The 25,314-nt window shown below is 45.6% G+C and carries 25 protein-coding genes, 1 other RNA gene and 1 pseudogene; 20 read left to right on the top strand and 7 right to left on the bottom strand.

The window, feature by feature from the left end:
• On the bottom strand, positions 1-534 hold the full coding sequence (locus JQX68_RS17295) for a GbsR/MarR family transcriptional regulator (RefSeq protein ID WP_014665404.1): 534 nt from the start codon (positions 532-534) through the stop codon (positions 1-3).
• Between the two features lie 283 nt (positions 535-817).
• On the opposite strand from JQX68_RS17295, the gene opuBA reads away from it, so the two are divergent.
• The 4 genes from opuBA to opuBD are packed head-to-tail and all read left to right on the top strand — an operon-like array spanning position 818 to position 4,260.
• Complete coding sequence (gene opuBA / locus JQX68_RS17290) at positions 818-1,963, top strand: choline ABC transporter ATP-binding protein OpuBA (protein ID WP_014665403.1); 1,146 nt, start codon at positions 818-820, stop codon at positions 1,961-1,963.
• A gap of 14 nt (positions 1,964-1,977) precedes the next feature.
• Entirely contained in the window at positions 1,978-2,631 is a 654-nt protein-coding gene (opuBB, locus tag JQX68_RS17285; RefSeq protein ID WP_147772541.1) for a choline ABC transporter permease OpuBB, read from the top strand.
• A gap of 11 nt (positions 2,632-2,642) precedes the next feature.
• The gene (gene opuBC, locus JQX68_RS17280) at positions 2,643-3,563 is read left to right on the top strand and encodes a choline ABC transporter substrate-binding lipoprotein OpuBC (RefSeq protein WP_069150324.1); all 921 of its coding nucleotides are present in this window, start codon (positions 2,643-2,645) and stop codon (positions 3,561-3,563) included.
• A gap of 16 nt (positions 3,564-3,579) precedes the next feature.
• Positions 3,580-4,260 carry a choline ABC transporter permease OpuBD gene (gene opuBD / locus JQX68_RS17275; protein WP_147772540.1) on the top strand — a complete coding sequence of 227 codons (681 nt, stop codon included), beginning with the start codon at positions 3,580-3,582 and terminating at the stop codon, positions 4,258-4,260.
• Positions 4,261-4,299: 39 nt separating this feature from the next.
• Here the strand turns inward: opuBD and JQX68_RS17270 are convergent, their stop codons facing one another.
• From JQX68_RS17270 to rghR, 4 genes are all read right to left on the bottom strand, one after another.
• Complete coding sequence (locus JQX68_RS17270; RefSeq protein ID WP_147772539.1) at positions 4,300-6,000, bottom strand: methyl-accepting chemotaxis protein; 1,701 nt, start codon at positions 5,998-6,000, stop codon at positions 4,300-4,302.
• 133 nt (positions 6,001-6,133) lie between these two features.
• The gene (gene catR / locus JQX68_RS17265) at positions 6,134-6,460 is read right to left on the bottom strand and encodes a catDE operon transcriptional regulator CatR (protein ID WP_003242888.1); all 327 of its coding nucleotides are present in this window, start codon (positions 6,458-6,460) and stop codon (positions 6,134-6,136) included.
• A 91-nt stretch (positions 6,461-6,551) separates the two neighbouring features.
• Positions 6,552-6,971: a helix-turn-helix domain-containing protein gene (locus JQX68_RS17260; protein ID WP_147772538.1), complete on the bottom strand. Its 420-nt coding sequence runs from the start codon at positions 6,969-6,971 to the stop codon at positions 6,552-6,554.
• 29 nt (positions 6,972-7,000) lie between these two features.
• Positions 7,001-7,408 carry a transcriptional repressor RghR gene (rghR, locus tag JQX68_RS17255; RefSeq protein WP_014665397.1) on the bottom strand — a complete coding sequence of 136 codons (408 nt, stop codon included), beginning with the start codon at positions 7,406-7,408 and terminating at the stop codon, positions 7,001-7,003.
• 152 nt (positions 7,409-7,560) lie between these two features.
• Here rghR and JQX68_RS17250 point away from each other — a divergent pair, with 152 nt between their 5' ends.
• Positions 7,561-7,794 carry a helix-turn-helix domain-containing protein gene (locus JQX68_RS17250; RefSeq protein ID WP_009968172.1) on the top strand — a complete coding sequence of 78 codons (234 nt, stop codon included), beginning with the start codon at positions 7,561-7,563 and terminating at the stop codon, positions 7,792-7,794.
• A gap of 32 nt (positions 7,795-7,826) precedes the next feature.
• On the opposite strand, the gene JQX68_RS17245 is transcribed toward JQX68_RS17250, so the two are convergent.
• A complete protein-coding gene (locus JQX68_RS17245; protein WP_147772537.1) occupies positions 7,827-8,600 on the bottom strand; it encodes an alpha/beta fold hydrolase in 774 nt (257 codons plus the stop codon).
• 148 nt (positions 8,601-8,748) lie between these two features.
• Here JQX68_RS17245 and secG point away from each other — a divergent pair, with 148 nt between their 5' ends.
• The 11 genes from secG to azoRB all read left to right on the top strand — a co-directional run bounded on the left by secG (position 8,749) and on the right by azoRB (position 18,641).
• On the top strand, positions 8,749-8,979 hold the full coding sequence (secG, locus tag JQX68_RS17240; RefSeq protein ID WP_003220028.1) for a preprotein translocase subunit SecG: 231 nt from the start codon (positions 8,749-8,751) through the stop codon (positions 8,977-8,979).
• 131 nt (positions 8,980-9,110) lie between these two features.
• A complete protein-coding gene (locus JQX68_RS17235) occupies positions 9,111-9,851 on the top strand; it encodes an alpha/beta hydrolase (RefSeq protein ID WP_003242610.1) in 741 nt (246 codons plus the stop codon).
• 18 nt (positions 9,852-9,869) lie between these two features.
• On the top strand, positions 9,870-12,209 hold the full coding sequence (rnr, locus tag JQX68_RS17230) for a ribonuclease R (protein ID WP_147772536.1): 2,340 nt from the start codon (positions 9,870-9,872) through the stop codon (positions 12,207-12,209).
• Between the two features lie 144 nt (positions 12,210-12,353).
• Positions 12,354-12,824: an SsrA-binding protein gene (gene smpB, locus JQX68_RS17225; protein ID WP_003220025.1), complete on the top strand. Its 471-nt coding sequence runs from the start codon at positions 12,354-12,356 to the stop codon at positions 12,822-12,824.
• A gap of 176 nt (positions 12,825-13,000) precedes the next feature.
• Positions 13,001-13,363, top strand: a transfer-messenger RNA (tmRNA) gene (ssrA, locus tag JQX68_RS17220).
• 182 nt (positions 13,364-13,545) lie between these two features.
• A complete protein-coding gene (locus JQX68_RS17215; RefSeq protein WP_014665393.1) occupies positions 13,546-14,340 on the top strand; it encodes an SDR family NAD(P)-dependent oxidoreductase in 795 nt (264 codons plus the stop codon).
• A 110-nt stretch (positions 14,341-14,450) separates the two neighbouring features.
• Entirely contained in the window at positions 14,451-15,023 is a 573-nt protein-coding gene (locus tag JQX68_RS17210) for a TetR/AcrR family transcriptional regulator (RefSeq protein WP_069150321.1), read from the top strand.
• The gene (locus JQX68_RS17205; protein ID WP_014665391.1) at positions 15,020-15,379 is read left to right on the top strand and encodes a DMT family transporter; all 360 of its coding nucleotides are present in this window, start codon (positions 15,020-15,022) and stop codon (positions 15,377-15,379) included. Before JQX68_RS17210 ends, JQX68_RS17205 begins: the two co-directional genes overlap by 4 nt.
• On the top strand, positions 15,376-15,777 hold the full coding sequence (locus JQX68_RS17200) for a YvaD family protein (protein ID WP_040081811.1): 402 nt from the start codon (positions 15,376-15,378) through the stop codon (positions 15,775-15,777). The genes JQX68_RS17205 and JQX68_RS17200 overlap by 4 nt, the downstream gene beginning before the upstream one ends.
• Positions 15,778-15,949: 172 nt before the next feature.
• The gene (locus JQX68_RS17195) at positions 15,950-17,845 is read left to right on the top strand and encodes an FUSC family protein (protein WP_069150320.1); all 1,896 of its coding nucleotides are present in this window, start codon (positions 15,950-15,952) and stop codon (positions 17,843-17,845) included.
• A gap of 160 nt (positions 17,846-18,005) precedes the next feature.
• On the top strand, positions 18,006-18,641 hold the full coding sequence (azoRB, locus tag JQX68_RS17190; protein WP_069150319.1) for an FMN-dependent NADH-azoreductase AzoRB: 636 nt from the start codon (positions 18,006-18,008) through the stop codon (positions 18,639-18,641).
• Positions 18,642-18,676: 35 nt separating this feature from the next.
• On the opposite strand, the pseudogene JQX68_RS17185 reads toward azoRB, so the two are convergent.
• Positions 18,677-19,754, bottom strand: a pseudogene (locus JQX68_RS17185) (oxidoreductase).
• Positions 19,755-19,881: 127 nt separating this feature from the next.
• Here JQX68_RS17185 and csoR point away from each other — a divergent pair.
• The 4 genes from csoR to JQX68_RS17165 all read left to right on the top strand — a co-directional run bounded on the left by csoR (position 19,882) and on the right by JQX68_RS17165 (position 25,232).
• Entirely contained in the window at positions 19,882-20,187 is a 306-nt protein-coding gene (csoR, locus tag JQX68_RS17180; RefSeq protein WP_003228404.1) for a copper-sensing transcriptional repressor CsoR, read from the top strand.
• 73 nt (positions 20,188-20,260) lie between these two features.
• Positions 20,261-20,470: a copper chaperone CopZ gene (gene copZ / locus JQX68_RS17175; protein ID WP_040081817.1), complete on the top strand. Its 210-nt coding sequence runs from the start codon at positions 20,261-20,263 to the stop codon at positions 20,468-20,470.
• A gap of 83 nt (positions 20,471-20,553) precedes the next feature.
• A complete protein-coding gene (gene copA / locus JQX68_RS17170) occupies positions 20,554-22,965 on the top strand; it encodes a copper-exporting P-type ATPase CopA (RefSeq protein WP_147772534.1) in 2,412 nt (803 codons plus the stop codon).
• Between the two features lie 158 nt (positions 22,966-23,123).
• On the top strand, positions 23,124-25,232 hold the full coding sequence (locus JQX68_RS17165; protein WP_147772533.1) for a heavy metal translocating P-type ATPase: 2,109 nt from the start codon (positions 23,124-23,126) through the stop codon (positions 25,230-25,232).
• Positions 25,233-25,314: the final 82 nt, after the last annotated feature.

The raw sequence follows: 25,314 nt of genomic DNA, 5'->3' as shown, positions 1-25,314 counted from the left end.
TTACGGCTTCGGCACATATTTAAAAATGTCTTCGCTCTCAAAAAACTCAATCAAACGGCTGAGCCAATTATAATAATCGAGCCATTCCTTTAATTCCTTCAGCAGTTCATTCACTTTTTCTTCCGCTTCAGGAGTAAGCTCTTCATCCAACACGCTAAGCAGCTCCCGATTGAGTTTTTTATGCATCATTTTGTTTTTGCTGACGACTTTGCTCCAAGTGGCTGAAAACAGCGTGATAAACGTTTGATAGTAATCCTGTTCAACCTCATATAAATCTTTTCGGACGCCCTTTTCGAACACCTTCTCGGCGATATTGGCATCAAGCATTTCCCGCACTACCTGGCTCATGCGTGTTTTGCTCATGCCGGTGGCCTCAGATAATTCCATAAGCGTCATCGGTTTTCGATTCATATAAATAATGCCCAGCACACGTCCGACGGTAGAGGGCATTCCAAATGCATGCATGTTTTCCGCAATTCTTTCTATAAAATGGTCCTCGGCTTGTTCAATGATCGTTAACGGATCTTTCTCCAACGGTTTCATCCTTTCAGCTAACAATTCCGATGTCAATATACCACATTTTTGATACGGCGAAAATGCTGTCAAAAGAGAATTTGGCAGGAAATTGGAGCAATAAGGAGATCAACACACGTCAATGCGGGTAAATCAGCGTTTACACATACTTTATAAATAATATGAACAAATTGTAAACTTTTTATTTTATAAACTTTAATCTATAATGGAAAGCATTCAATTGTCTGAAAAATTAAATTTAAACTGAACAAATTGAATAAATTTAATTTTGGAGGTGCGATGTTTGCTGACATTAGAAAATGTCTCGAAAACATATAAGGGCGGCAAAAAAGCCGTGAACAACGTGAATCTTAAGATTGCAAAAGGTGAATTTATCTGTTTTATCGGGCCGAGCGGCTGCGGAAAAACGACAACGATGAAAATGATTAACCGATTAATTGAGCCTTCCGCCGGGAAGATTTTCATTGACGGCGAAAACATTATGGAACAGGATCCTGTAGAGCTCAGGCGCAAAATTGGCTATGTGATTCAGCAAATCGGCCTGTTTCCCCATATGACCATTCAGCAGAATATCTCACTCGTCCCAAAACTGCTGAAATGGCCGGAGCAGCAGCGGAAAGAGCGGGCGCGTGAGCTTTTAAAATTGGTCGATATGGGGCCAGAATATTTAGACCGTTACCCTCATGAATTAAGCGGGGGGCAGCAGCAGCGAATTGGTGTATTACGGGCACTTGCCGCGGAGCCGCCGCTTATCTTAATGGATGAACCGTTCGGGGCACTCGACCCGATTACGAGGGATTCCCTTCAGGAAGAATTTAAAAAACTGCAAAAAACCTTACATAAAACCATCGTATTTGTTACCCACGATATGGACGAAGCAATTAAGCTGGCAGATCGGATTGTGATTTTAAAAGCGGGAGAAATCGTTCAAATTGGAACGCCCGATGACATTTTGAGAAATCCGGCAGACGAATTTGTTGAGGAATTTATCGGCAAGGAGCGGCTGATTCAGTCATCCAGCCCGGATGTTGAACGGGTTGACCAGATTATGAATACTCAGCCTGTAATGATCACCGCGGATAAAACGCTTTCTGAGGCCATTCAGCTGATGAGGCAGGAACGGGTCGATTCATTGCTTGTCGTCGATGACGACCACGTTCTGCAAGGTTATGTCGATGTTGAAATCATTGATCAATGCCGGAAAAAGGCCAATCTCGTAGGAGAGGTTTTACATGAAGATCTATACACAGTATTGGGAGGCACATTGCTGCGCGACACGGTCCGCAAAATTTTAAAACGGGGTGTCAAATATGTCCCTGTTGTGGATGAAAACCGACGTTTAATCGGAATTGTGACGAGAGCAAGTCTGGTCGATATCGTGTATGACTCCCTCTGGGGAGAAGAAAAGCAGCTCGCGGTATTGTCATAGGGAGGGGATAAGTCATGCATCATATTGTTCAATTTTTGCAAACCAACGGGGGCGAGCTTCTTTATAAAACATACGAGCATATTACGATATCGCTCATTGCTGTTATCTTAGGCGTGCTGGTTGCCGTCCCCCTAGGCATTGTGCTGACCAGAATGAAAAAAGGAGCCGGCACCATTATCGGCATTGTGAATATCATTCAGACGCTGCCGAGTCTGGCTATCCTTGCCTTTTTTATCCCGCTCCTTGGTGTAGGGAAGGTTCCAGCCATTGTGGCTTTGTTTTTCTATTCCGTATTGCCAATACTTCGCAACACGTATACCGGCATTCGCGGCGTCAACAAAAATTTGCTCGAGTCTGGCAAAGGCATCGGAATGACACCGGCTGAACAAGTCCGCTTGGTGGAGCTGCCGCTTGCCGCGCCAGTGATCATGGCAGGAATTAGAACATCGACGATTTACTTAATCGGCTGGGCCACGCTTGCATCTTTTATCGGAGGCGGCGGATTGGGTGATTACATTTTTATCGGACTAAATTTATATCAGCCGGAATATATCATCGGGGGCGCGGTTCCCGTCACAATATTGGCGATTGTGATTGATTATGTGCTGGCAGTGTCTGAACGAAAACTGACACCTGCCGGCATGCAAAGGTTGAAGGAAGTGTCATAAGGAGGCGGCTTATGAAAAGAAAATATCTTACATTAATGATTGGTTTAGCACTTGCGGCAACATTGACGTTGAGCGGCTGTTCGCTTCCTGGTCTCAGCGCCGCTCCAGACCAGACCATTAAAATTGGCGCGCAAAGCATGAGCGAATCAGAAATCATCGCCAGCATGCTTGGCCAGTTGATCGAACACCATACTGATCTCAAAACAACAACAATTAAAAATCTTGGCTCCAACGCGGTGCAGCAGCAGGCTTTAATGAACGGGGAAATCGACATTGCAGCCACAAGATATACGGGAGACGCGCTGACAGGAACATTGAGAATGCAACCGGAAAAAGACCCGGACAAAGCGCTGGCGCTTACTCAGCGGGAGTTTAAAAAAAGATACGATTTAAAATGGTATGACTCCTACGGGTTTGATAATACGTACGTCTTTACGGTCAGCAAAAAGCTGGCAGATCAATATCATTTAGAAACTGTATCAGACGTAAAAAAACGGGCGCCGCAATTAAAACTTGGCGTCGATAACTATTGGATGAAGCTCAAAGGAAACGGCTATCAGGATTTTACGAAAACCTACGGTATGACATTCGGCGGCACGTATCCAATGCAGATCGGCCTTGTGTACGATGCGGTGAAAAGCGGAAAAATGGACATTGTGCTTGCGTATTCAACCGATGGAAGAATCAAGTCCTATGGTCTCAAAATGCTGAAGGACGATAAACAATTTTTCCCGCCGTACGATTGCTCTCCGGTTATTCCGGAAAAGGTGCTCAAAGAACATCCTGAGCTTGAAGGCATCATCAAGAAAATGATCGGAAAAATCGACACAGCCACGATGCAGGCGCTTAACTATGAAGTCGACGGCAATCTAAAGGAACCGTCTGTCGTTGCCAAGGAATATTTAGAAAAACATCACTACTTTGAATCGTGAAAGGGGGATGAGGTCAATGAACGTGCTTGAACAGTTAATGACGTATTTCGCGCAGAATGGCAGTTATGTCATGGATGAATTCGGCCGCCACTTTCTTATGTCGGCTTACGGCGTTTTGTTTGCCGCTGCCGTCGGGGTTCCGGCGGGAATCCTCATCGCGCATTTTCGCCGTTTGTCAGCTTGGGTGTTCGCCGTAACAAACGTTATTCAAACAATCCCCGCGCTCGCCATGCTGGCCGTCTTGATGCTTGTTATGGGGCTCGGCGCAAATACCGTAATTGTATCATTATTTCTGTATTCCCTGCTTCCGATTATCCGAAACACGTACACAGGGATTGTCAGCATTGAGCATGCCTACCTAGAATCGGGAAAAGCAATGGGCATGACGAAATTCCAAGTGCTCAGAATGGTTGAGCTCCCGCTCGCGCTTTCTGTCATCATGGCGGGCCTTCGCACGGCTCTCGTCATAGCCATCGGGATTACAGCAATCGGCACATTTGTCGGCGCCGGAGGCCTTGGGGACATGATCGTCCGCGGATCGAACGCGACAAACGGAACTGCGATTATTCTAGCCGGGGCGATACCGACTGCGGTGATGGCGGTGGCAGCCGATTTGCTCATGGCCTGGCTGGAGCGGGCATTAAGTCCGGTGAAGAAAAAAAGAACAAGAGCCAAACACGTTCAATCAGCTGCATAGAATAGAAAAAGAGGCTGGAGTCCAGCCTCTTTTTTCTAATTAAATTGTAAACTGCTCCATCTTTGCATTAAGCTCCTTCGCCAGCCGCTCCAACTCCTCAGCATTTTGAAGCACTTGATCCATCGAATGGGCGGATTGCTCGGTAATTGAAAATGTTTCTTCAATGCCGGCGGCCGACTCTTCGGATACAGAAGCGATATTTTCAATCGATTGATTGATGGTAATCGATTGGTTTGTTAACTGCTTCAGGCCATCCGTAACTTCCTTAATGCTGTCAGCAACATGAGTGACAGATTGTTTGATATGCTGCATAGCCTGTCCGGTGTCTGTCAGGTTTTCCGTTCCTTTTTCGACTTCTGTAAAGCTGCTTTCCAAGTACTTAATAACGGAGTGGATTTCCTGCTGTGTCCCGTTTACAATCCGGGTAATGTCCTGCACGGAATCAGAAACGCCGTCAGCCAGCTTTCTGACTTCATCAGCCACAACGGCGAAGCCTTTGCCGCTTTCTCCTGCGCGGGCAGCTTCAATCGCGGCGTTAAGGGACAGCAAATTCGTTTGCTCGGCAATCCCGTTGATGACCTGAACGAGCTTGTTGATATCCTGAGAATGCTGTTCAAGTGATCTCACTTTATGCACGGCTTCTTGAACGATATGGTGGATGGTTTTCATTTGCTGTAATGACGTATCCATATTTTCGTTTCCGCTTACCGCGAGTTCGAGAACGTTTTGAGACGTATCGCTGATTGTAATGCCGTGATTATAGGCTTTATCAATGCTTTCGGTAAACTCATTCATCGATTCGGCAATCGTCACAGCGTCTTGGGCTTGCTGTTCAGAGCCCTCAGCCATTTCGTTCATCGTTTCAGTAATATGTTTGCTGCCGGATCTTGTTTCGTTCGTTGCGGTAGCAAGCACCTGTGAAGAAGAAAGAACCCGGCTTGAGATGTCTTTAGAATATCCGACAATATCTCTCAGATTCCCTACCATTTTTTGCAGGGCTTCATTCAGGTCGCCCAGCTCGTCTTTTGAGTTGAGCGGCTCCATGTCGTTCGACAAATCTCCCTTGGCAATATGATTGGCAGACTCCTTCATGCGAATGATAGGCTTTACAATGTTTCGCGCGATATAAAGCCAGATGAAAATGCTGACGATGATCGAAGCTGCCACAAGCAGAGCAGTATAAATGAGCCCTTTTTGATAGACGGCCTTCGTTTCTTTTACTGCTGTGTTGCTGCCTTCTTTATTGTAGTCAACAAGCTGAGTGATTGTTTTTTTCATATCCTCAAAACTGGTCTCAGTTTGGACCAATAAACCTCTTGCTTTGTCCATGTCATTAGTGCGGCCGCTCTCGATTATTTGCGCATGAATATCGATATAGGTGTTCACTTCAGTTTGAAGCTGCTCGAACAGTTTCTGCTCTTTATCAGTGGAGATTGTTTTTTTATAGCTATCAAGCTTTTGGTTAATGTCTTCCATGATTTGATTCATTTCTTGATCAAGTGTATCCATTTTACTTTTGTCTGTATAAATCAGAAAGTCCTTTTCTTTAGAAGACAGGTGTTCGGTTACATAATTAATCGAGGTAATGTCTTTGATGCCGTCAATCCATTTCGTGTTGATTTCATCTGTTTTTTGAATGATATGCTGCATATTAAGAACGCCTATTCCGCCTACAAGCAAATTGATCAGGATCAGTGTCAAAAATACCAGGCTGAATTTGCGGGAAATCGTCAGTCGCATATAGTGGTCTCCTTTAAAATCGTAATGTGTGGATGTACTATATATCGGCTGAGATATCTTTTTTTCACCTGGAAAATAAAAAAATAAAAAACGGTTCTTTTTCTCGTCTTTGAGATCAGAACCGTTTTAGCAATTAGTCAAGAAAGGAAGGGTCAATCCATTCAGTCGCCCATTTAGAAATCTCACCTAAAATGGGGGCTAGCGCCTTTCCTTTATCGGTCAATGAATATTCGATGCGAACCGGAGTTTCAGGGATGACATCCCGCTTTACTACTCCTTCAAGCTCAAGTTCTTTCAGCCGTTCTGACAGAACTCTGCCGCTTAGATTTGGAAGTGCTGCTTCAATTTCGCTAAATCGCTGCGACCCGTTCAAGAGCTGAAATACGATTAAAGCGACCCAGCGTTTACTTAAGATGTCGACTGCTTTTTCAAATCTAGGACACATTTCTGATTGGTTCATACTTTTCACCTCGTCTGTCACTATTATAACGCAAATAACGAGGGAAGGTATGCAGGCGTGATTGATGAAATGCAGAAAGAGGAATAGGGGATTATGAAGAAGAAGCGCGTTTTTTTGCTTCCGAAGATAAAAAATCGAAGTATTTGCTGAGATTTTCAATATCCTGCTTTGAAAGATGTTCCCACTTTTGGCTATTGAAAATCGGGAGGTGCTCCGCTCCGCGCGTGACAGCCGTCTGGTAAATGTCATAAACGGACTGATAGCTTTCAGATGCTTCGCGGATTTCTTTAGGAAAGGCCTGAATATGGCCTGCGGCGGCCATTAGGTCTTCGTACGGCACCTTCAGGACGGACGCCAGTTTTTTGATCGTGGCGGGTTTTGGCGTCCCGCGCTTGCCGTTTTCAATTTTCGAAATGGTGGCCGAGCTGATGCCTGAGTACACCGCAAGCTGATTCACTGTCAGTTTGCGGGCGCGGCGCAGCTCCCGTAATTGCTGTCCGAACGGTGACATGGTCTATCGCCTCTCATTTCTATCAATAGTCAGTCATCAGCAGACCGTTTTTTGGCTTCGTCTGAAATAAACGAAAAATAATGATCGAGCATGAGCAAATCTTCTTTATTGAGATATTGCCATTTTTCGTTCTCAAGAAGCGCAAGGTTTTTCAGGTCATAGGCCTCCGCTTTTTCGAGCAGCTTGCACTTCGTTTCATAAGGAGCCTTGGCTTCATGAACTTCTTCGATGTAACCAGCCTTGTACATAAGCCCCTCATAAGGAATTTTTAAGGCCTCCGCCAGTTTTTTGATGGTGGCGGGTTTGGGAACGCCCCGTTTTCCGTTTTCGATTCTGGAGATGCCGGCCGCGCTTACGCCTGAATAAGTCGCCAGCTGGTTGACCGTTAACTTTCTCTCCTCGCGCAATGCCCGCAATTGTTCGCCAAAGCTTTCCATATGTCTCACCCCGTCCCTCACTGTTACTCATATTTTAGTATGTTTATTGACTAAAGGGAATAGGTAGACTGGAAATGTGTTGACAAAAGTTAACATAAGCCGTAATGTAAAACTATAGAAAAAAGTTTTTTCAGGAATGGAAGGTGAGGAAAGTGCCAGTAGAAAAGATACAGATTAGACGTGATTATGTCTTGCAGTATATGGTTAATAACGATTATTCCCTTAATCAGCTTGCGCTGGAAATCGGAGTCTCACCCGCCACACTGAGCCGTGTGCTGAATGGTGAAAGGAGGCCGGGGCAGCTTGTGATCGGTAAAATGCTTCACTACTTTAATTTGAAATTTGAGGATCTTTTTTACTATGATTTTGTTGACAAAAGTCAATAAAGAGAAAAAACGCAAGAAGATCCAAGCGTTTTCTATCTTGAATGATGTGTCAGCACAAACCCTGTCACCAGTTCATTGCATGTTTTCCATTGTTTTGTCGGCAACTGATGTCCCTGATATTCCAATCTGAAAAATTCGGCATGGCTGCAAGCCCTTCGGTAATAGCCTGCGTTTGTAAAGGTCCAGTCCCGCAGGCCGCCATACATAAAAAGCATTGGCATGTTTAGCCGGGGCAGCTGTTCAATGCAGTTGTAGCCTAGCGAATCCTGATAATACTGATGCCAATGGGCCTGGTCTGCTTTTTTCATATGGCCTGTTAATATGCTGCGAAGCTGTCTGTCTTTTGTGTGGCTCCCAGCGAGGATTCTCATGAGCAAACCGGGGTTTTTTTCAAGCAGATACATTCCCAGTTTGTGCAGCTTCTGGCCAATTACATTATGAACAGCGGGGTAGGCGCCGGACAGAATCAGGTGTGACACTTTGTCCGGGCGGATGAAGCCGATGTGCTGCGCGATTAAGCCCCCGGCGGAATACCCGAAAAACACAGCTTTATCAATGTACAAAGCGTCCATGAATTGTATGATTTCGTTCGCATAATAGGAAATAGAAGCGGGTTCACCCGTGTGTTCACTGTCACCGTGCCCGCTTAAATCGGGAAAAATCACCCTGAAATGCTCTGAAAGAAGGCGTTGATAATAAAAAACCTTGCGTCCCATGCCCGGCGGGTGGATAAAAATGATAGGGATTCCCTGTCCATATTCTTCATAAAAAAGATGTTTCCTGTTGGCTATGCTGATAAGCGGCATCGCTTTTCTCCTTTGACCTTTTCATATGAATAGGATAACCAAGACAAAACGTCTTATCCGGCCTTTTGGCGTCTGATACAGCGTGACATGCCAACCCTTTTCATGTAAAATAGAAGTAATGTAGCCAGTGAGTCTGGAGGTGTAAGGGATGCACGCAGTTTTGATTACCTTATTGGTTATCGTCAGCATTGCACTTATTATTGTCGTTTTGCTTCAATCCAGTAAAAGCGCCGGATTATCTGGTGCGATTTCAGGCGGAGCGGAGCAGCTCTTCGGGAAACAAAAAGCAAGAGGTCTTGATTTAATTTTGCACCGCATTACGGTAGTGCTGGCAGTCTTGTTTTTCGTGTTAACGATTGCGCTTGCTTATATCCTATAGGGCAATGTTTGTATAAGGTCTGATGTGAAGTCAGGCCTTTTTCACGTTTCTGGCTGATATTCATAACGTTTTTTTCTGATTAAACTGTGGAAAACTATAATGATCGTGCAGATAGAAAGGGAGACATGAGCATGAAAGTTGTGACACCAAAACCATTTACATTTAAAGGCGGAGACAAAGCGGTGCTTTTGCTGCATGGCTTTACAGGAAATACAGCGGATGTAAGGATGCTGGGAAGATATTTGAATGAACGGGGCTATACGTGCCACGCGCCTCAATATGAAGGACATGGCGTCCCGCCTGAAGAACTTGTACATACGGGGCCTGAAGACTGGTGGAAAAACGTAATGGATGGCTATGAATACTTAAAATCTGAAGGCTATGAGAGCATTGCTGCCTGCGGACTGTCGCTTGGCGGGGTTTTTTCGCTGAAATTGGGTTACACTGTACCCATAAAGGGAATTGTCCCAATGTGCGCACCGATGCATATTAAGAGTGAAGAGGTCATGTATCAGGGTGTTCTTTCATACGCTCGCAATTACAAAAAGTTTGAGGGGAAAAGCCCTGAGCAAATTGAAGAGGAAATGAAAGAATTTGAAAAAACGCCGATGAATACCCTCAAGGCGCTGCAAGACTTAATTGCTGATGTGCGGAACAATGTCGATATGATTTATTCACCGACATTTGTGGTGCAGGCCCGTCATGATCACATGATTAATACCGAAAGCGCCAATATTATTTACAACGAAGTGGAAACTGATGATAAACAGCTGAAATGGTACGAGGAATCAGGCCATGTCATTACACTCGACAAAGAACGTGACCTCGTCCATCAGGATGTGTATGAATTTTTAGAGAAGCTCGATTGGTAATCAACAGGAGGTCGGATAATGGAAAAAGAAGCATTTATGGAAAAGCTTCTCTCGTTTATGAAGGAAGAGGCATATAAGCCTTTGACTGTTCAGGAACTAGAGGAGATGTTAAAAATTACGGAAGCCGAGGAGTTTAAAGAGCTCGTCAAAGCGTTAGTCACCTTGGAAGAAAAAGGGCTTATCGTACGGACGAGAAGCGACCGCTACGGCATTCCGGAGAAGATGAATTTAATAAAAGGAAAGATTTCAGCGCATGCGAAAGGATTCGCCTTTTTGCTGCCTGAGGATACGTCGTTAAGCGATGTGTTTATTCCGCCTAATGAGCTGAATACGGCAATGAACGGCGATATCGTCATGGTTCGCCTGAATTCACAGTCAAGCGGCTCTAGGCAGGAAGGAACCGTTATACGGATTTTAGAAAGAGCGATTCAGCGGGTTGTCGGCACGTATACAGAAACGAGAAACTTCGGCTTTGTCATTCCGGACGACAAAAAAATCACGAGTGACATCTTCATTCCGAAAAACGGGAAAAATGGAGCTGCGGAAGGGCATAAGGTTGTTGTCAAGCTGACGAGCTATCCTGAAGGCCGCATGAACGCTGAGGGCGAGATTGAAACCATTCTCGGCCACAAAAATGATCCGGGCATTGATATTTTATCGGTCATTCATAAGCACGGCCTGCCGGGAGAATTTCCAGCTGACGCGATGGAACAGGCATCTAGTACGCCTGACACAATTGATGAAAAAGATCTGAAAGACCGCCGTGATCTCCGTGACCAGGTGATTGTCACCATTGATGGGGCGGACGCGAAGGATTTGGATGATGCAGTTACCGTGACGAAGCTGGACGATGGAAGCTACAAGCTTGGCGTTCATATTGCTGATGTCAGCCATTATGTAACCGAAAACTCACCGATTGACAAAGAAGCGCTTGAAAGAGGGACAAGTGTGTATTTGGTTGACCGTGTCATCCCGATGATTCCGCACAGATTGTCAAACGGCATCTGCTCCTTAAATCCAAAGGTTGACCGCCTGACGCTTTCTTGTGAAATGACCATTAACAGTCAGGGACAGGTGACAGAGCACGAGATCTTCCAAAGTGTCATCAAAACAACGGAAAGAATGACATATTCAGATGTGAATAAAATTCTTGTTGACGATGATGAAGAGCTGAAACAAAAATACGAGCCTCTTGTTCCGATGTTCAAAGACATGGAGCGCCTGGCTCAAATTCTTCGCGATAAGCGGATGGACCGCGGCGCCGTTGACTTTGATTTCAAAGAAGCAAAGGTGCTTGTCGATGACGAAGGAGCGGTTAAAGACGTTGTGATCAGAGAACGCTCTGTCGCCGAGAAGCTCATTGAAGAATTTATGCTTGTGGCAAATGAAACAGTAGCGGAGCATTTCCATTGGATGAACGTCCCGTTTATATACCGGATTCACGAAGAGCCGAATGCTGAAAAGCTGCAAAAGTTTTTAGAGTTTGTGACGACATTTGGCTATGTGGTGAAAGGAACGGCGGGAAATATTCACCCGCGCGCCCTGCAAAGCATTCTGAACGCTGTGCGTGACAGACCTGAGGAAACGGTTATATCTACTGTTATGCTCCGTTCGATGAAACAGGCGAAATACGACCCGCAAAGCTTGGGGCACTTCGGTCTGTCAACGGAATTCTATACGCATTTCACATCGCCGATCCGCCGTTACCCTGACTTAATCGTTCACCGTCTAATCCGTACGTATTTGATCAACGGCAAAGTCGATGAAGCGACACAGGAAAAGTGGGCTGAACGCCTGCCGGATATCGCTGAACATACATCATCTATGGAGCGCCGTGCAGTTGACGCCGAGCGTGAGACGGATGATCTGAAAAAAGCGGAATACATGCTTGATAAAATCGGTGAAGAGTTTGACGGCATGATCAGCTCTGTGACAAACTTCGGCATGTTCGTCGAGCTGCCGAATACAATCGAAGGACTCGTACACGTCAGCTTTATGACAGATGACTACTACCGTTTTGACGAACAGCATTTCGCAATGATCGGCGAGCGGACAGGAAACGTCTTCCGCATCGGGGATGAAATCACAGTCAAGGTTGTCGATGTCAATAAGGATGAGCGCAATATCGACTTTGAAATCGTCGGCATGAAGGGCTCTCCACGCCGTCCGAGAGAATTGGACAGCAGCCGGAGCAGAAAACGCGGAAAGCCTGCCAGAAAACGCGTTCAAAGCACCAATACACCTGTTTCTCCAGCGCCGTCTGAGGAAAAAGGAGAATGGTTCACTAAGCCGAAGAAGAAAAAGAAAAAACGCGGCTTCCAAAATGCGCCGAAACAGAAACGGAAAAAGAAGAAATAACAGCTCAACCAGCAAATAGGGCCGCAGCGCTCTATTTGCTTTCTTTCGGAAACAGCTTTTCATTGTAGCGGTACGTGACATTTGGTAAAATAGAGCGTATCGCAAAAGGTGGACAGTTTTTCCTTAGAGAGAGGAGGTTCTGGCATGCCAAAAGGGTCAGGAAAAGTATTATCTCAAAATAAGAAAGCCAACCATGATTATTTTATAGAAGAAACCTATGAAACAGGCATCGTTCTGCAAGGAACCGAAATCAAATCGATTCGCGCCGGCCGCGTAAACCTTAAGGATTCCTTCGCCAAAATCGAACGGGGAGAAGTGTTTCTCCACAATATGCACGTCAGCCCATATGAGCAGGGAAACCGCTATAACCACGATCCGCTCCGTACGAGAAAGCTGTTAATGCACCGTAAGGAGATTAACAAGCTGATCGGGTTAACAAAGGAAAAAGGCTATTCTCTCGTTCCGCTAAAGCTGTATTTGAAAAATGGCTTTGCCAAAGTGCTTCTCGGCCTTGGAAAAGGAAAGAAGAACTATGACAAACGGGAAGACCTGAAGCGCAAGGACGCGAAGCGGGAAATCGAAAGAGCATTCAGAGACAGTCAAAAAGGCTTCTAAAGGCATAGTGCTTGATTCGAAAATCAGGCCTGTGCTATACTGTGTTCACGATCAGATCACAACGCTATTCATTTGAAGGATTTGACAATTGAAAAGAGCCGTGATCATGTTATAATAAGACTATAGCCAGTTTGAGTGAGAGCTTGATATTTTCTCCCGTATTTCCCTTATACCAAGGGGACGTTACGGATTCGACAGGGATGGATCGAGCTTGAGCTGCGAGCCGAGAGGCGATCTCGTAAACACGCACTTAAATATAACTGGCAAAACTAACAGTTTTAACCAAAACGTAGCATTAGCTGCCTAATAAGCGCAGCGAGCTCTTCCTGACATTGCCTATGTGTCTGTGAAGAGCACATCCAAGTAGGCTACGCTTGCGTTCCCGTCTGAGAACGTAAGAAGAGATGAACAGACTAGCTCTCGGAAGGCCCGCCCGCAGGCAAGAAGATGAGTGAAACCATAAATATGCAGGCTACGCTCGTAGACGCTTAAGTAATCGATGTTTCTGGACGTGGGTTCGACTCCCACCGTCTCCATACATACTGACAATAAAGCAGAACCTCTCAAGAGGTTCTGCTTTATTTTTTCTCCAAATCACAGGCACCAAAAAGTGCGTACTTCCATTTCAATCCCAGCTGTTTCATACTGTTTGCAGAGCAGATGTTTCACCAATCAGATTCCTGTTAATAAATAAGAGGAATCAAAAACGGAGGGATGAAGAATGAAGCTGAATTTACAAGGAAAAACCGCACTGGTTACCGGCTCGACATCGGGGATCGGAAAAGCTATTGCCTCTTCATTAGCTGAAGAAGGGGCGGCAGTGATTATTAACGGACGCCGGGAAGAGAAAGTGAATCAGACGATAGATGAATTGAAAACACAACATGCTGAAGCGGTCCTTTATCCGGCTGCATTTGATTTGGGAACAGAAGAAGGCTGCAATGAGCTGTTTCAGGCATATCCGCACGTTGATATTTTGATCAACAATTTAGGGATTTTCGAACCGGCGGAGTATTTTGATATTCCGGATGATGAATGGTTTCGTTTTTTTGAAGTGAATATTATGAGCGGTGTAAGGCTGACACGCAAGTATTTGCATAACATGATCGAGAAAAAAGAAGGACGTGTGATTTTCATTGCCAGTGAAGCGGCGATTATGCCTTCACAGGAGATGGCCCATTACAGTGCGACGAAAACAATGCAGCTGTCCATTTCCCGCAGTTTGGCGGAGCTGGCAACCGGCACGAATGTCACAGTCAACACCGTCATGCCGGGTTCTACCTTAACAGAGGGTGTGGAAACCATGCTGAACTCGCTGTATCCTGATGAAAACCTGACTGTTCAAGAAGCTGAGGCACGTTTTATGAAAGAAAACCGGCCGACATCTATCATTCAAAGACTGATCCGTCCGGAAGAAATCGCCCACTTTGTTACATTTTTAAGCAGCCCGCTTTCCTCTGCGATCAATGGTGCAGCGCTTCGGGCGGACGGCGGTTTGGTCCGCAGTGTCTTTTAAACCTCTCCCAATTGGAGAGGTTTTTTTATATATTGTTGATTTCCATAAATTGCTGTCGTATAATTTTGGTACTGAAACAGTTTTTGTAGTACCGAAAGCGGGGGATTGATATGGATAAAAGAATTCTGGCGGAAACCATCCGGCTAATTAAACAGAAAGGATTTTCATTTACGATGAATGATTTGGCGGCAGCGCTGGGAACAAGCAAGCGGACGCTCTATGCATATTATTCATCTAAAGATCAGCTTGTTGAGGCGGTTGTCGAACAATTTATAGCTGAAATGAAGCAAATGGAAAGAGACATCTATGAAAATGAACGTTTAAATGTGCTTGAAAAGGTGAAAAAAATGCTGATCAGCCTTCCGCAGGGGATGGAACTGCTGAACATGGGATTATTAAGCGAACTGAAGAAATACCATTACGATGCGTGGCTTACATTAGATACCTTTATTAAGGAAGAATGGGCAATTGTCCTAGCATTATTAAACGAGTGCAAACAGCAAAAGAAAATCAGAAACATCAATCCGGACCTGTTTGTTCATATGTATATAGGGAGCATCAACCAAGTGTATGACCCTGAATATCCGCTGAAACATCAGTTCACGACAGGAGAGGTTCTTGAATCAATTGTAGATGTTTTGTTTAACGGTATAACAGCTGATGAGGAGGCTGATGCAACGTGAATTGGGTGTTTCTATGCTTGGCGATTTTGTTTGAGGTTGCGGGAACGGTCAGCATGAAGCTATCGTCCGGTTTTACAAAACTTATTCCCAGTGTGCTGTTGATTTTCTTTTATGGAGGGAGTCTTTTCTTTCTGACGCTTACGCTAAAATCAATAGACGTATCTGTTGCTTATGCTGTATGGTCAGGGATGGGAATCGTCCTGATTACAGTGGTTGGTTTTTTGTTTTTTCAAGAACATGTTAGTGTCATGAAAGTCATTTCAATTGGATTGATTATTGCCGGTGTTGTGTCTTTAAACCTGATCGAGCAGGCTGGGGTGTCTGAGCCGGTACATAAAAGCGGGCAGTACAAATGAGATATATGAAGCTCTTTTTTCTCGTGACTGATATTGGCTTTATCTTGTACTGGCTGTCAGCCGGGTTTTCGCTCATACCGGAAAACTGGGCCTTTAAACATCATGACCATCCGTTTATGATCGCCTGGAACTGGTCTTTTTTTCCTCTGGATATCCTGATCTCTGTGACAGGGTTGTACAGCTTGTACTTACAGCGGGTGAATCGTGCTGAGTGGAAGCTGATGGCGCTGATTTCTCTTGTGCTGACCTGTTGTTCAGGCCTGCAGGCGATATCATTCTGGACATTCAGCAGGGACTTTGATCTTGTGTGGTGGCTGTTTAATGGGTATCTATTGATTTACCCTTTATTTTTTATCCACCTGCTCTTAAAGGAAAGCAGAAGGACGAAGCAGTCCTGACAGGTGCCGCTTTATGATATTGCGAATAAACTGATGTCATGCAAGCAGAGACGGTTTAAGTCTCTGTTTTTTTTATCGGGCACACCAATTGAGGAGCTAACCGCGTTTTTGGGCATACTAAAGCGAAGAAATGGGAAGAGTTCTATATATTCATTGAAAAGGATTTTGTCAAATGAACAAAACTGCTGAGAACAATCAAAGAATCATGCCTATCGTGAAGGATGCCTTTCGCATTCATGCGAATCCATTTCCTTGGAAAAAGGCTATCGGATCAGGTTTCGCTTCAGGGTTTCCTGTGCTGGTCGGCGCATTAGCGGGTCACACGGATTACGGACTAACTGCAAGTATCGGAGGCTTTGTTTATTTATATGCTGGCGGTGAATCGTACAAAAAGCGCGCCTTGAAGCTGCTCTTGGTTTCTATTGGGATCGCCCTCTCATTTTGTTTAGGGACGCTTTTGTCCGGGACGCTTTGGATGATGGCGGCTGTTTTGGGGATGGTCGGTGCAGCGGCAATGTTTATTTTTAGCGCGCTCGGCATTCAAGGCCCTGCGCCGATGTTTTTTGTCCTTGCCTTTTTAGTCAGTTCCGGTCTTCCGGCCGATCCTTCACAAGCGTTGTTCAGAGCGGGACTGACGTTTCTCGGAGGCATTTTCGCCATGGGCATCACGCTAATCGGCTGGTTATGGAACAAGCATGGACCGGAGGGAGCGGTGCTGCAAAAAACATATGATCAGCTGGCTGCATGTCTTTCAGCCGTCGGAACGCCAGGTTTTCATCATGCGCAGCATCAGACGGTGCTCATGCTCAGAACAGCCCGCCAAACCTTTCTGGGTAAAGGGAACGGACGGAAAAAATCGTGGCATGATGAACGGTTTTTCCGCCTGCTTGAAAAAGCTGACGACATATTCCTTGCCATTATTCATTTTTCAGCTGAAACGCCGGATGGAGAGACCGCGCAGATTGAAAAGGCACTTCGTCAAACCGGAGATATGCTTGCACATGCACGGATTTTCAATACGTTTCAGATTAATGAAAATGAATCTGAGCCAAAGCGAAAGCTGTTTGAAGAAATCAACGAGGTTTTGCATATCGCTTCAGGACGTTTGGAAAAGCAGCTTGATGGGGAACCGAGCCGCCTGCCATCCTCTTTTTACTTTTTGAGAAATGTCTTTGACTGGAAGTCTCCGGTTTTGATTAGAGCGTTAAAGTACGGAATTGTTCTGTTTGCCGCCGATATGTTTGCCCTCGTATTCGGCTTTGCACGCTCCTATTGGATTCCGCTTTCGGCAGCAGCGGTCATGCTTGGCACTACTGTTGTTTTTACGCTTCACAGGGCTATTCAGCGTTCGGCCGGAACGGTGATCGGTGTTATGCTGGCAGGCGCAATCTTGTTTTTTAAGCCGGGCGGTGTTTATATTGCGTTTTGTATTGCAGCGCTGCAATGTCTTCTTGAGATGCTGATTGTCCGCAATTATGCGCTGGCTGTTCCCTTTTTAACCGCAAATGCGCTTGTTATCACAGAAAGTATGCATGGCGGCGCGGACACCGGTTATTTTATGATAGCGAGGCTGACGGACGTAGCTGTCGGCAGCGTGATCGGGCTATTGGGAACAATGCTTTTGTGGCGGCGGTTTTCAACGAAGCGGCTGCCTGAACTGATGAGGAACGTCATCCGGCTGGAAGGGCAGTTTATGGAGAAACTGTTAACCGGGCAGAAAGCTGACGAACATAAATTAAGGGTGAGCCTCGTCAGGCTTCGGGATGCGTATGACAAGGCGCTTGGAGAGTTTCCTCATGCGAATACGGATGCACTCTGGCCTGCTATTTCTGGTGCTCAGCACTTAGGCTATTATTTGCTCTCAGCCCAAGCTCACCGCCGTCTGCCTTCTCCGTTTTCTGATGAAGAAATCAACCAGCTGCGGACGTTTTTTGAACAGGTTGAGCAATCCTTTAACGTGAAAAGAATGCCGGCGGATATTCAAGTGCCGCATGTCCCTCATTATCCTCGGATCAGTAAAGAATTATCCGCGCTGTATTCCGGCTTGAGAACAGCTTTTGAAAAGTAAGCTGTTTGGGAAAGGGAAATAAATCTTTAATTCGAGATATTTTACTTGAAAGTAAATTTCTTTGTCTCTATAATAAAGTCTAAGAGAGACAGAATAATCATTATGCATCTGTATGATAATAATTGATGTGTGATTTTTAAAAACGAAAGGACTGGTAAAAATGGCAAAAGTATTATATATCACTGCTCATCCGCATGACGAAGCAACTTCGTACAGTATGGCAACAGGTAAAGCATTTATCGAATCTTACAAAGAAGCGAATCCAAATGATGAAGTTGTACATATCGATTTGTACAAAGAAAACATCCCGCACATTGACGCAGATGTATTCAGCGGATGGGGAAAGCTTCAGTCAGGTACAGGCTTTGAAGAGCTTTCTGAAAACGAAAAAGCGAAAGTAGGCCGTTTGGGAGAGCTTAGCGATCAATTTGCATCAGCTGATAAGTACGTATTTGTCACTCCTTTATGGAACTTCTCATTCCCGCCAGTGATGAAAGCGTATCTTGATTCTGTTGCCGTTGCAGGAAAGTCATTCAAATACACAGAACAAGGTCCTGTCGGCTTGTTGACTGATAAAAAAGCAATCCATATCCAAGCGCGCGGCGGCTATTATTCAGAAGGTCCCGCGGCTGAGATGGAAATGGGACACCGCTACATCGGCATCATGATGAACTTCTTCGGCGTACCATCATTCGATGGCATTTTCGTAGAGGGACATAATGCGGAGCCAGATAAAGCACAGCAAATCAAAGAAGACGCGATCGCGCGTGCGAAAGAAGCAGGAAAAACATTCTAATGAAATAGCCTCCCCTTATTTGGGGAGGCTTTTGTTTATTGCTCCAGCATAATGGTTCGTTTCTCTTTACTGCTTTTCATCGCGGCTTCAATGATGCGGATGACATCAATACCTTCCTCAGCAGTGACTGGCAGCGCAGCACCTTCTCGTATGCTTTCCGCTATTTTTTGGTAATAAGTGAGATAGGAGCCATTTACTGATGGAACGGTTTCTGTTTTTTTATCGGAGCCATGAACGGTTGTAAGCTGTCCGTAAAACTCCGAATCATCCGCGCCCCAGCTGTCACCCTCTGGTTTTCTTCCCGCTCTGAGTGCGTCTTCCTGCCCGTCGATTCCGTATTTGATAAAGCTGGAACTTTTTCCATGGATTTGATAACGGGGACCGTTTGCAGGAACAATTGATCCTCCGTATAGAATGGCTTGAAGCTTGCCGTAATCCAGGATTAAATGAAAATAGTCAACCGTTTCGGCATTTTCCCGCTGAGCCATTACGTTTGCAGTCACGGCTTTAGGCATCCCAAACAAATGCAGGGTTTGGTCTATAATGTGGGAGCCGAGATCATACAGCGTACCAGTGGCAACGCCTTCTTTTTCCCGCCATCGCGCTTGAACTTCAGGTCTGTAGCGGTCATAGGAGACTTGATATGTATTGATATCTTCAAGAGATCCCTCAGAGATCAGCTTTTTAATCGTTAAAAAGTCGTTATCCCAGCGCCGATTATGATATACGCTTAACAATACGCCTTTTTCATCAGCGGCTTTCTTTAATTTCTCCCCTTCTGCGGCCGTCGCTGTCATCGGTTTTTCCAACACGACGTGTTTTCCCGCTTGTATGCACGCCATAGCATGCTCGTAATGAAGGCCGCTCGGTGTGGTGACAATGACGAGCTCAATGGAGGGGTCATTTGTGATTTCCTCAAGCTCATGCACAACTTCAGCATCAGGAAAATCCCGTTTCACTTCTTCCGTCCGTGATGTCATGATTTTGCTGATGTGATACTCATTTAGAACAGCCAGCAGCGGCCCGTGAAAAACAGAACCGGACAATCCGTATCCTAATATTCCAACCTTGATCGTATCCACTTTTTTTTCTCCCCTTTAAAAGCGTTATCAACAGAAGTATATACCCTCCTGATGAAATGGTAAAACCTAACTGATTCAATTTTTGCGTTGGCATGCTTAGACAACCGTTTGGACAATCAGTATAATGGGAATTAATATCATTAAACAGAGGTGTACGCATGGAAAAGCATAACGAACATAAAACATTAAACCATAAAAGCTCGAAAGAAAAAGATCAGATTACAAACCGGCTTAAGCGGATTGAGGGTCAAGTCAGAGGCATTCAAAACATGGTGGAAAACGACAGATATTGTGTAGATATTCTTGTGCAGATTTCAGCTGTTCAAGCGGCAATGAAAAATGTGGCGCTTCATTTGCTTGAGGATCATGCCCATCATTGTGTAGCGGATGCCATCAAAAGCGGAGACGGGGAACAAGCCATTTCTGAGCTGTTGGATGTATTTAAAAAGTTCACAAAATCATAAAGTGTTTTTTATTGTAATACCCTACGGGGGTATGGTAGGATGAAAACAGAAAGAATAAACAGGAGGAATTCATATGGAACAAAAAACATTGCAAGTCGAAGGAATGTCTTGTCAGCACTGTGTCAAAGCAGTAGAAACGAGCGTAGGAGAACTGGACGGCGTCAGTGCTGTTCATGTCAATCTGGAAGCGGGTAAAGTCGATGTTTCGTTTGATGCTGACAAAGTATCCGTCAAAGACATTGCGGATGCGATAGAAGATCAGGGCTATGATGTAGCCGATTGATTCAAGATATCGCGCCTTTATGGAGGTGCGATATTTCTTTCATTTTTATATACCCCCCGGGTGTATATAAAGGAGTGAGTATATTGAGTGAACAAAAGGAAGTCGCAATGCAGGTCTCTGGTATGACCTGTGCGGCATGTGCTTCCAGAATTGAAAAAGGCCTGAAGCGGATGCCCGGTGTCGCAGATGCCAATGTCAATCTGGCAACGGAAACTTCAAATGTAATCTACGATCCTGCTGAAACAGGGGCTGCAGCAATTCAGGAAAAAATAGAGAAGCTGGGCTATCATGTCGTTACAGAAAAAGCTGAATTCGATATTGAAGGCATGACCTGTGCGGCCTGCGCCAATCGGATTGAAAAGCGGCTTAACAAAATAGAAGGCGTCGCAAACGCCCCTGTAAACTTCGCTTTAGAAACAGTTACAGTCGAATACAATCCAAAAGAAGCGTCTGTCAGCGATCTGAAAGCAGTGGTAGATAAGCTTGGATATAAGCTAAAGCTGAAGGATGATCAGGACGGTGCAGCAGCAGCTGCTAAAAAGAAAGAAGAACGGAAGCAAACGGCGAGACTGATCTTTTCAGCGGTTCTGTCGTTCCCGTTGCTTTGGGCGATGGTGAGCCATTTAACATTTACATCATTCATTTGGGTGCCGGACATATTCCTCAATCCGTGGATGCAGTTTGCGCTGGCGACACCAGTCCAGTTTCTGATCGGCTGGCCGTTTTATGCGGGTGCGTATAAGGCACTCAGAAATAAAAGCGCCAATATGGATGTATTGGTCGCGCTCGGAACGACTGCTGCATACGCCTATAGTCTATATCTTACTTTTCAAAGCCTTGGTTCCAACGGACATACAGACGGCCTTTACTATGAAACAAGCGCGATTTTGCTGACGCTGATTTTACTAGGCAAGTTGTTTGAAACAAAAGCAAAGGGACGTTCCTCGGATGCGATTAAAAAGCTGATGAAGCTTCAAGCGAAAACAGCGACTGTCGTAAGAGACGGAAAGGAGCAAATCGTCCCGATCGCCGAAGTGCTAGTTCATGACATTGTTTACGTCAAACCTGGTGAACGAATTCCTGTCGACGGAGAAGTGATTGAAGGCCGCTCGGCGGTTGACGAATCGATGATTACAGGAGAAAGTCTTCCTGTTGATAAAAATCCTGGCGACAGTGTGACAGGTTCAACCGTTAACGCAAACGGCTTCCTGAAAATTAAAGCTGTCAACGTCGGAAAGGACACTGCCCTTTCCCATATCATCAAAATTGTTGAGGAAGCACAAGGGTCAAAAGCGCCGATCCAGCGTCTCGCTGACCAGATTTCAGGCATTTTTGTGCCGATTGTATTGGGGATTGCCGTTCTCACTTTTCTCATTTGGTATCTTTGGGCGGCTCCTGGCGATTTTGCTGAAGCGATCAGCAAGTTCATTGCGGTTCTTGTCATTGCTTGTCCGTGCGCCCTTGGTCTTGCCACTCCGACGAGCATAATGGCTGGATCTGGACGCGCTGCTGAATTCGGCATTTTATTTAAAGGCGGCGAGCATTTAGAAAAAACACATCGTCTCGATACCATTGTTCTTGATAAAACCGGAACCGTGACAAACGGGAAGCCGCGTCTGACGGATGCCATTCCATTCGGACGTTTTGAAGAAACAGATTTGCTTCAATTTGCAGCGGCAGCGGAAACGGGATCGGAGCATCCGCTCGGCGAAGCAATTGTGGCTGGCGTGAAAGAAAAAGGGCTAGAGATACCGAAGCTAACCCGTTTTGAAGCGAAAGTCGGCGCAGGCATTTTGGCTGAAGCCGGAGGAAAAAGCATTCTCGTCGGCACAAGAAAGCTAATGGAGAGCGAACAGGTTGAGCATGGGGCTCTTCTCGCCCAACTGGAAGAGCTTGAGGCCGAAGGGAAAACAGCTATGCTTGTAGCCATTGATGGGGAGGCAGCGGGGCTAGTAGCGGTTGCAGATACGATAAAAGACACGTCGCGGAAGGCTGTTGCCCGTCTGAAAGAGTTGGGGCTTGATGTCATCATGATGACAGGAGACAATCGCAGAACCGCAGAAGCCATCGCGAAGGAGGCGGGAATTACGAGTGTCATTGCGGAAGTCCTTCCTGAACAAAAGGCGGCAGAAATTGCCCGCCTGCAAAAAGAAGGCCGCCAAACAGCCATGGTAGGCGACGGAATTAACGATGCGCCGGCGCTTGCCACAGCCGATATAGGCATGGCGATTGGAACAGGCACGGATATTGCCATGGAAACAGCTGACATTACGCTGATTCGCGGCGATCTAAACAGCATTGCCGACGCCATTCGCATGAGCAGATTGACAATGAAAAACATTAAACAAAACTTATTCTGGGCGCTCGGCTATAACAGCCTCGGCATCCCAATCGCAGCGCTAGGATTTTTAGCACCATGGATAGCGGGAGCAGCAATGGCATTCAGCTCCGTTTCCGTAGTTCTGAACGCTCTTCGTCTGCAGAAAGTAAAATGAAAAACCGGCGATATGCCGGTTTTTGTTTTTCATTGACACTTTCTTGGAAAACAACATATAATAGGTGTAACCATTATATGAATATATGCTCATATATGTATAACAAATCAATGCTCATTGATACGCTTTGAAGAGGGAACCCTAAATCGGAAGGTAAGGTGAGACTAGTGAAACAGGAATACGTTCTGGACGGTTTGGATTGCAGCAATTGTGCCCAAAAAATCGAAAATGGAGTCAAAGGCATAAAAGGAATTGACGGATGCACGGTAAATTTTGCGGCAAGCACCTTAACTGTCTCGGCCGATGGGAAAGAAGAGCAATGGGTCACAAATAAAATAGAGAAAAAAGTGAAATCAATCGATCCGCATGTAACGATTCGCCAAAAGCATAAAAAGAAATCAGCGGATGACGGCTATCGTAATCGAATGGTCAATATGCTAATCAGAATGGCGGCGGCTGTCATTCTCGGCGCAGCGGCATATTTGGTTCATTCAGGCACTATTGAATTTTGCCTATTTCTCGCTGCTTATTTGATCATTGGCGGTGACATTGTCATCCGCGCAGTCAAAAACATCATCCGCGGCCAAGTGTTTGACGAACATTTCTTGATGGCCCTTGCCACAATTGGTGCTTTTCTGATTCAGCAATACCCTGAGGGAGTCGCCGTTATGCTGTTTTATCAAATCGGTGAGCTTTTTCAAGGAGCCGCAGTCAGCCGGTCCAGAAAATCAATTAGTGCCTTAATGGATATACGGCCTGATTACGCCAATGTGAAAACAAAGAACGGCATCGAACAGGTTTCTCCGGAGGATGTTCAGACAGGAGATATCATTGTGGTTAATCCGGGAGAAAGCATACCCCTGGACGGTAAGGTCGTGCAAGGGTCAGCGATGGTTGATACATCTGCGTTGACAGGTGAGTCCGTTCCGAGAAAAGCTGCGGAAGGACAAGAGGTCATGTCAGGCTTTATCAATCAAAACGGCGTTCTGCATATTGAAGTCACAAAGGGCTATCAGGACTCAGCAGTATCAAAAATATTAGACCTGGTTCAGAATGCGAGCAGCCGCAAAGCCCGGACAGAAAACTTTATCACGAAGTTTGCTAAGTATTATACACCTGCTGTTGTCATTATCGCGGTATTGCTGGCTTTTGTTCCGCCGCTTGTTGTTTCTGGCGCCGCTCTTTCCGATTGGGTGTACCGCGCGCTTATCTTTTTAGTGATTTCTTGTCCTTGTGCGCTAGTTGTCTCTATTCCGCTCGGTTTCTTCGGAGGAATCGGAGCGGCCTCGAAGGCTGGAGTGCTTGTAAAGGGAAGCAATTATTTAGAAGCCTTGAATCAAGTCAAATACGCGGTGTTTGATAAAACGGGAACATTAACTAAAGGCAGCTTTGAAGTGACAGAAATTAAGCCTTCGGAAGGATTTACAAAGGACAGCTTACTTGAAGCTGCGGCATACGCTGAGCTTCATTCACAGCATCCGATTGCCGAATCTGTGCGTAAAGCTTATGGAAAAATGCTTTCCCCTGACGCCATAGAATCATATGAGGAAATATCCGGCCACGGCATTTTTGCAAAGGTAAATGGAACTGAGATCCTTGCCGGGAATAAAAAGCTCATGGAAAGAGAACAAATTGAGGATGTCCCGGATGAAAAAGCCGGAACAATCGTACACGTTTCCGTTGGTCAACGATATGCCGGAGCAATCATCATAGCGGATGAAGTAAAGGAAGATGCAGCACAAGCGGTTGCTGATCTGAAGTCGCTTGGGATCAAACAGACAGCTATGCTGACGGGTGATTCGAAACAAACGGGGGAAGCGGTCGGAAAACAGCTTGGCATCGATGAGGTATATGCAGAGCTGCTCCCGCAGGATAAAGTCGCGCAGGTCGAAGCATTGGAAGCCAAGCTTTTGCCTAATGAAAAACTCATTTTTGTCGGTGACGGCATCAATGATACACCAGTGCTTGCCCGCGCAGATATAGGGGCCGCGATGGGAGGCCTTGGCTCAGACGCCGCGGTAGAAACCGCAGACATCGTGCTGATGACAGATCAGCCGTCAAAAATTGCGGAAGCGATTCGGATTGCGAAACGGACACGGCGTATCGTGTGGCAAAACATCGGCTTTGCTTTAGGCGTAAAAGCGATCTTCCTCATTCTTGGTGCATTTGGAATTGCGACTATGTGGGAAGCGGTTTTCTCTGATGTCGGCGTTACGCTGCTGGCTGTTGCAAACGCCATGCGTGTCATGCGTCTTAAAAACAAATAAATTGTCGGAGAGAATTCATTTTTTCGGGGTTTTCTTATCTGTGCTTGTCTTGTTAAAATAAAGAAGTGGGTCAATTGCGATC

Source organism: Bacillus sp. LJBS06 (assembly GCF_016924995.1).
Classification (GTDB): domain Bacteria; phylum Bacillota; class Bacilli; order Bacillales; family Bacillaceae; genus Bacillus; species Bacillus stercoris.
This window is presented reverse-complemented; position numbering and strand designations above follow the sequence as displayed.

Coding starts and splice junctions, on each gene's coding strand:
- opuBB (WP_147772541.1), top strand. CDS start 1,978: ATGCATCATATTGTTCAATTTTTGCAAACCAACGGGGGCGAGCTTCTT.
- opuBC (WP_069150324.1), top strand. CDS start 2,643: ATGAAAAGAAAATATCTTACATTAATGATTGGTTTAGCACTTGCGGCA.
- opuBD (WP_147772540.1), top strand. CDS start 3,580: ATGAACGTGCTTGAACAGTTAATGACGTATTTCGCGCAGAATGGCAGT.
- JQX68_RS17270 (WP_147772539.1), bottom strand. CDS start 6,000: ATGCGACTGACGATTTCCCGCAAATTCAGCCTGGTATTTTTGACACTG.
- catR (WP_003242888.1), bottom strand. CDS start 6,460: ATGAACCAATCAGAAATGTGTCCTAGATTTGAAAAAGCAGTCGACATC.
- JQX68_RS17260 (WP_147772538.1), bottom strand. CDS start 6,971: ATGTCACCGTTCGGACAGCAATTACGGGAGCTGCGCCGCGCCCGCAAA.
- rghR (WP_014665397.1), bottom strand. CDS start 7,408: ATGGAAAGCTTTGGCGAACAATTGCGGGCATTGCGCGAGGAGAGAAAG.
- JQX68_RS17245 (WP_147772537.1), bottom strand. CDS start 8,600: ATGCCGCTTATCAGCATAGCCAACAGGAAACATCTTTTTTATGAAGAA.
- secG (WP_003220028.1), top strand. CDS start 8,749: ATGCACGCAGTTTTGATTACCTTATTGGTTATCGTCAGCATTGCACTT.
- JQX68_RS17235 (WP_003242610.1), top strand. CDS start 9,111: ATGAAAGTTGTGACACCAAAACCATTTACATTTAAAGGCGGAGACAAA.
- rnr (WP_147772536.1), top strand. CDS start 9,870: ATGGAAAAAGAAGCATTTATGGAAAAGCTTCTCTCGTTTATGAAGGAA.
- smpB (WP_003220025.1), top strand. CDS start 12,354: ATGCCAAAAGGGTCAGGAAAAGTATTATCTCAAAATAAGAAAGCCAAC.
- JQX68_RS17215 (WP_014665393.1), top strand. CDS start 13,546: ATGAAGCTGAATTTACAAGGAAAAACCGCACTGGTTACCGGCTCGACA.
- JQX68_RS17210 (WP_069150321.1), top strand. CDS start 14,451: ATGGATAAAAGAATTCTGGCGGAAACCATCCGGCTAATTAAACAGAAA.
- JQX68_RS17200 (WP_040081811.1), top strand. CDS start 15,376: ATGAGATATATGAAGCTCTTTTTTCTCGTGACTGATATTGGCTTTATC.
- JQX68_RS17195 (WP_069150320.1), top strand. CDS start 15,950: ATGAACAAAACTGCTGAGAACAATCAAAGAATCATGCCTATCGTGAAG.
- azoRB (WP_069150319.1), top strand. CDS start 18,006: ATGGCAAAAGTATTATATATCACTGCTCATCCGCATGACGAAGCAACT.
- csoR (WP_003228404.1), top strand. CDS start 19,882: ATGGAAAAGCATAACGAACATAAAACATTAAACCATAAAAGCTCGAAA.
- copZ (WP_040081817.1), top strand. CDS start 20,261: ATGGAACAAAAAACATTGCAAGTCGAAGGAATGTCTTGTCAGCACTGT.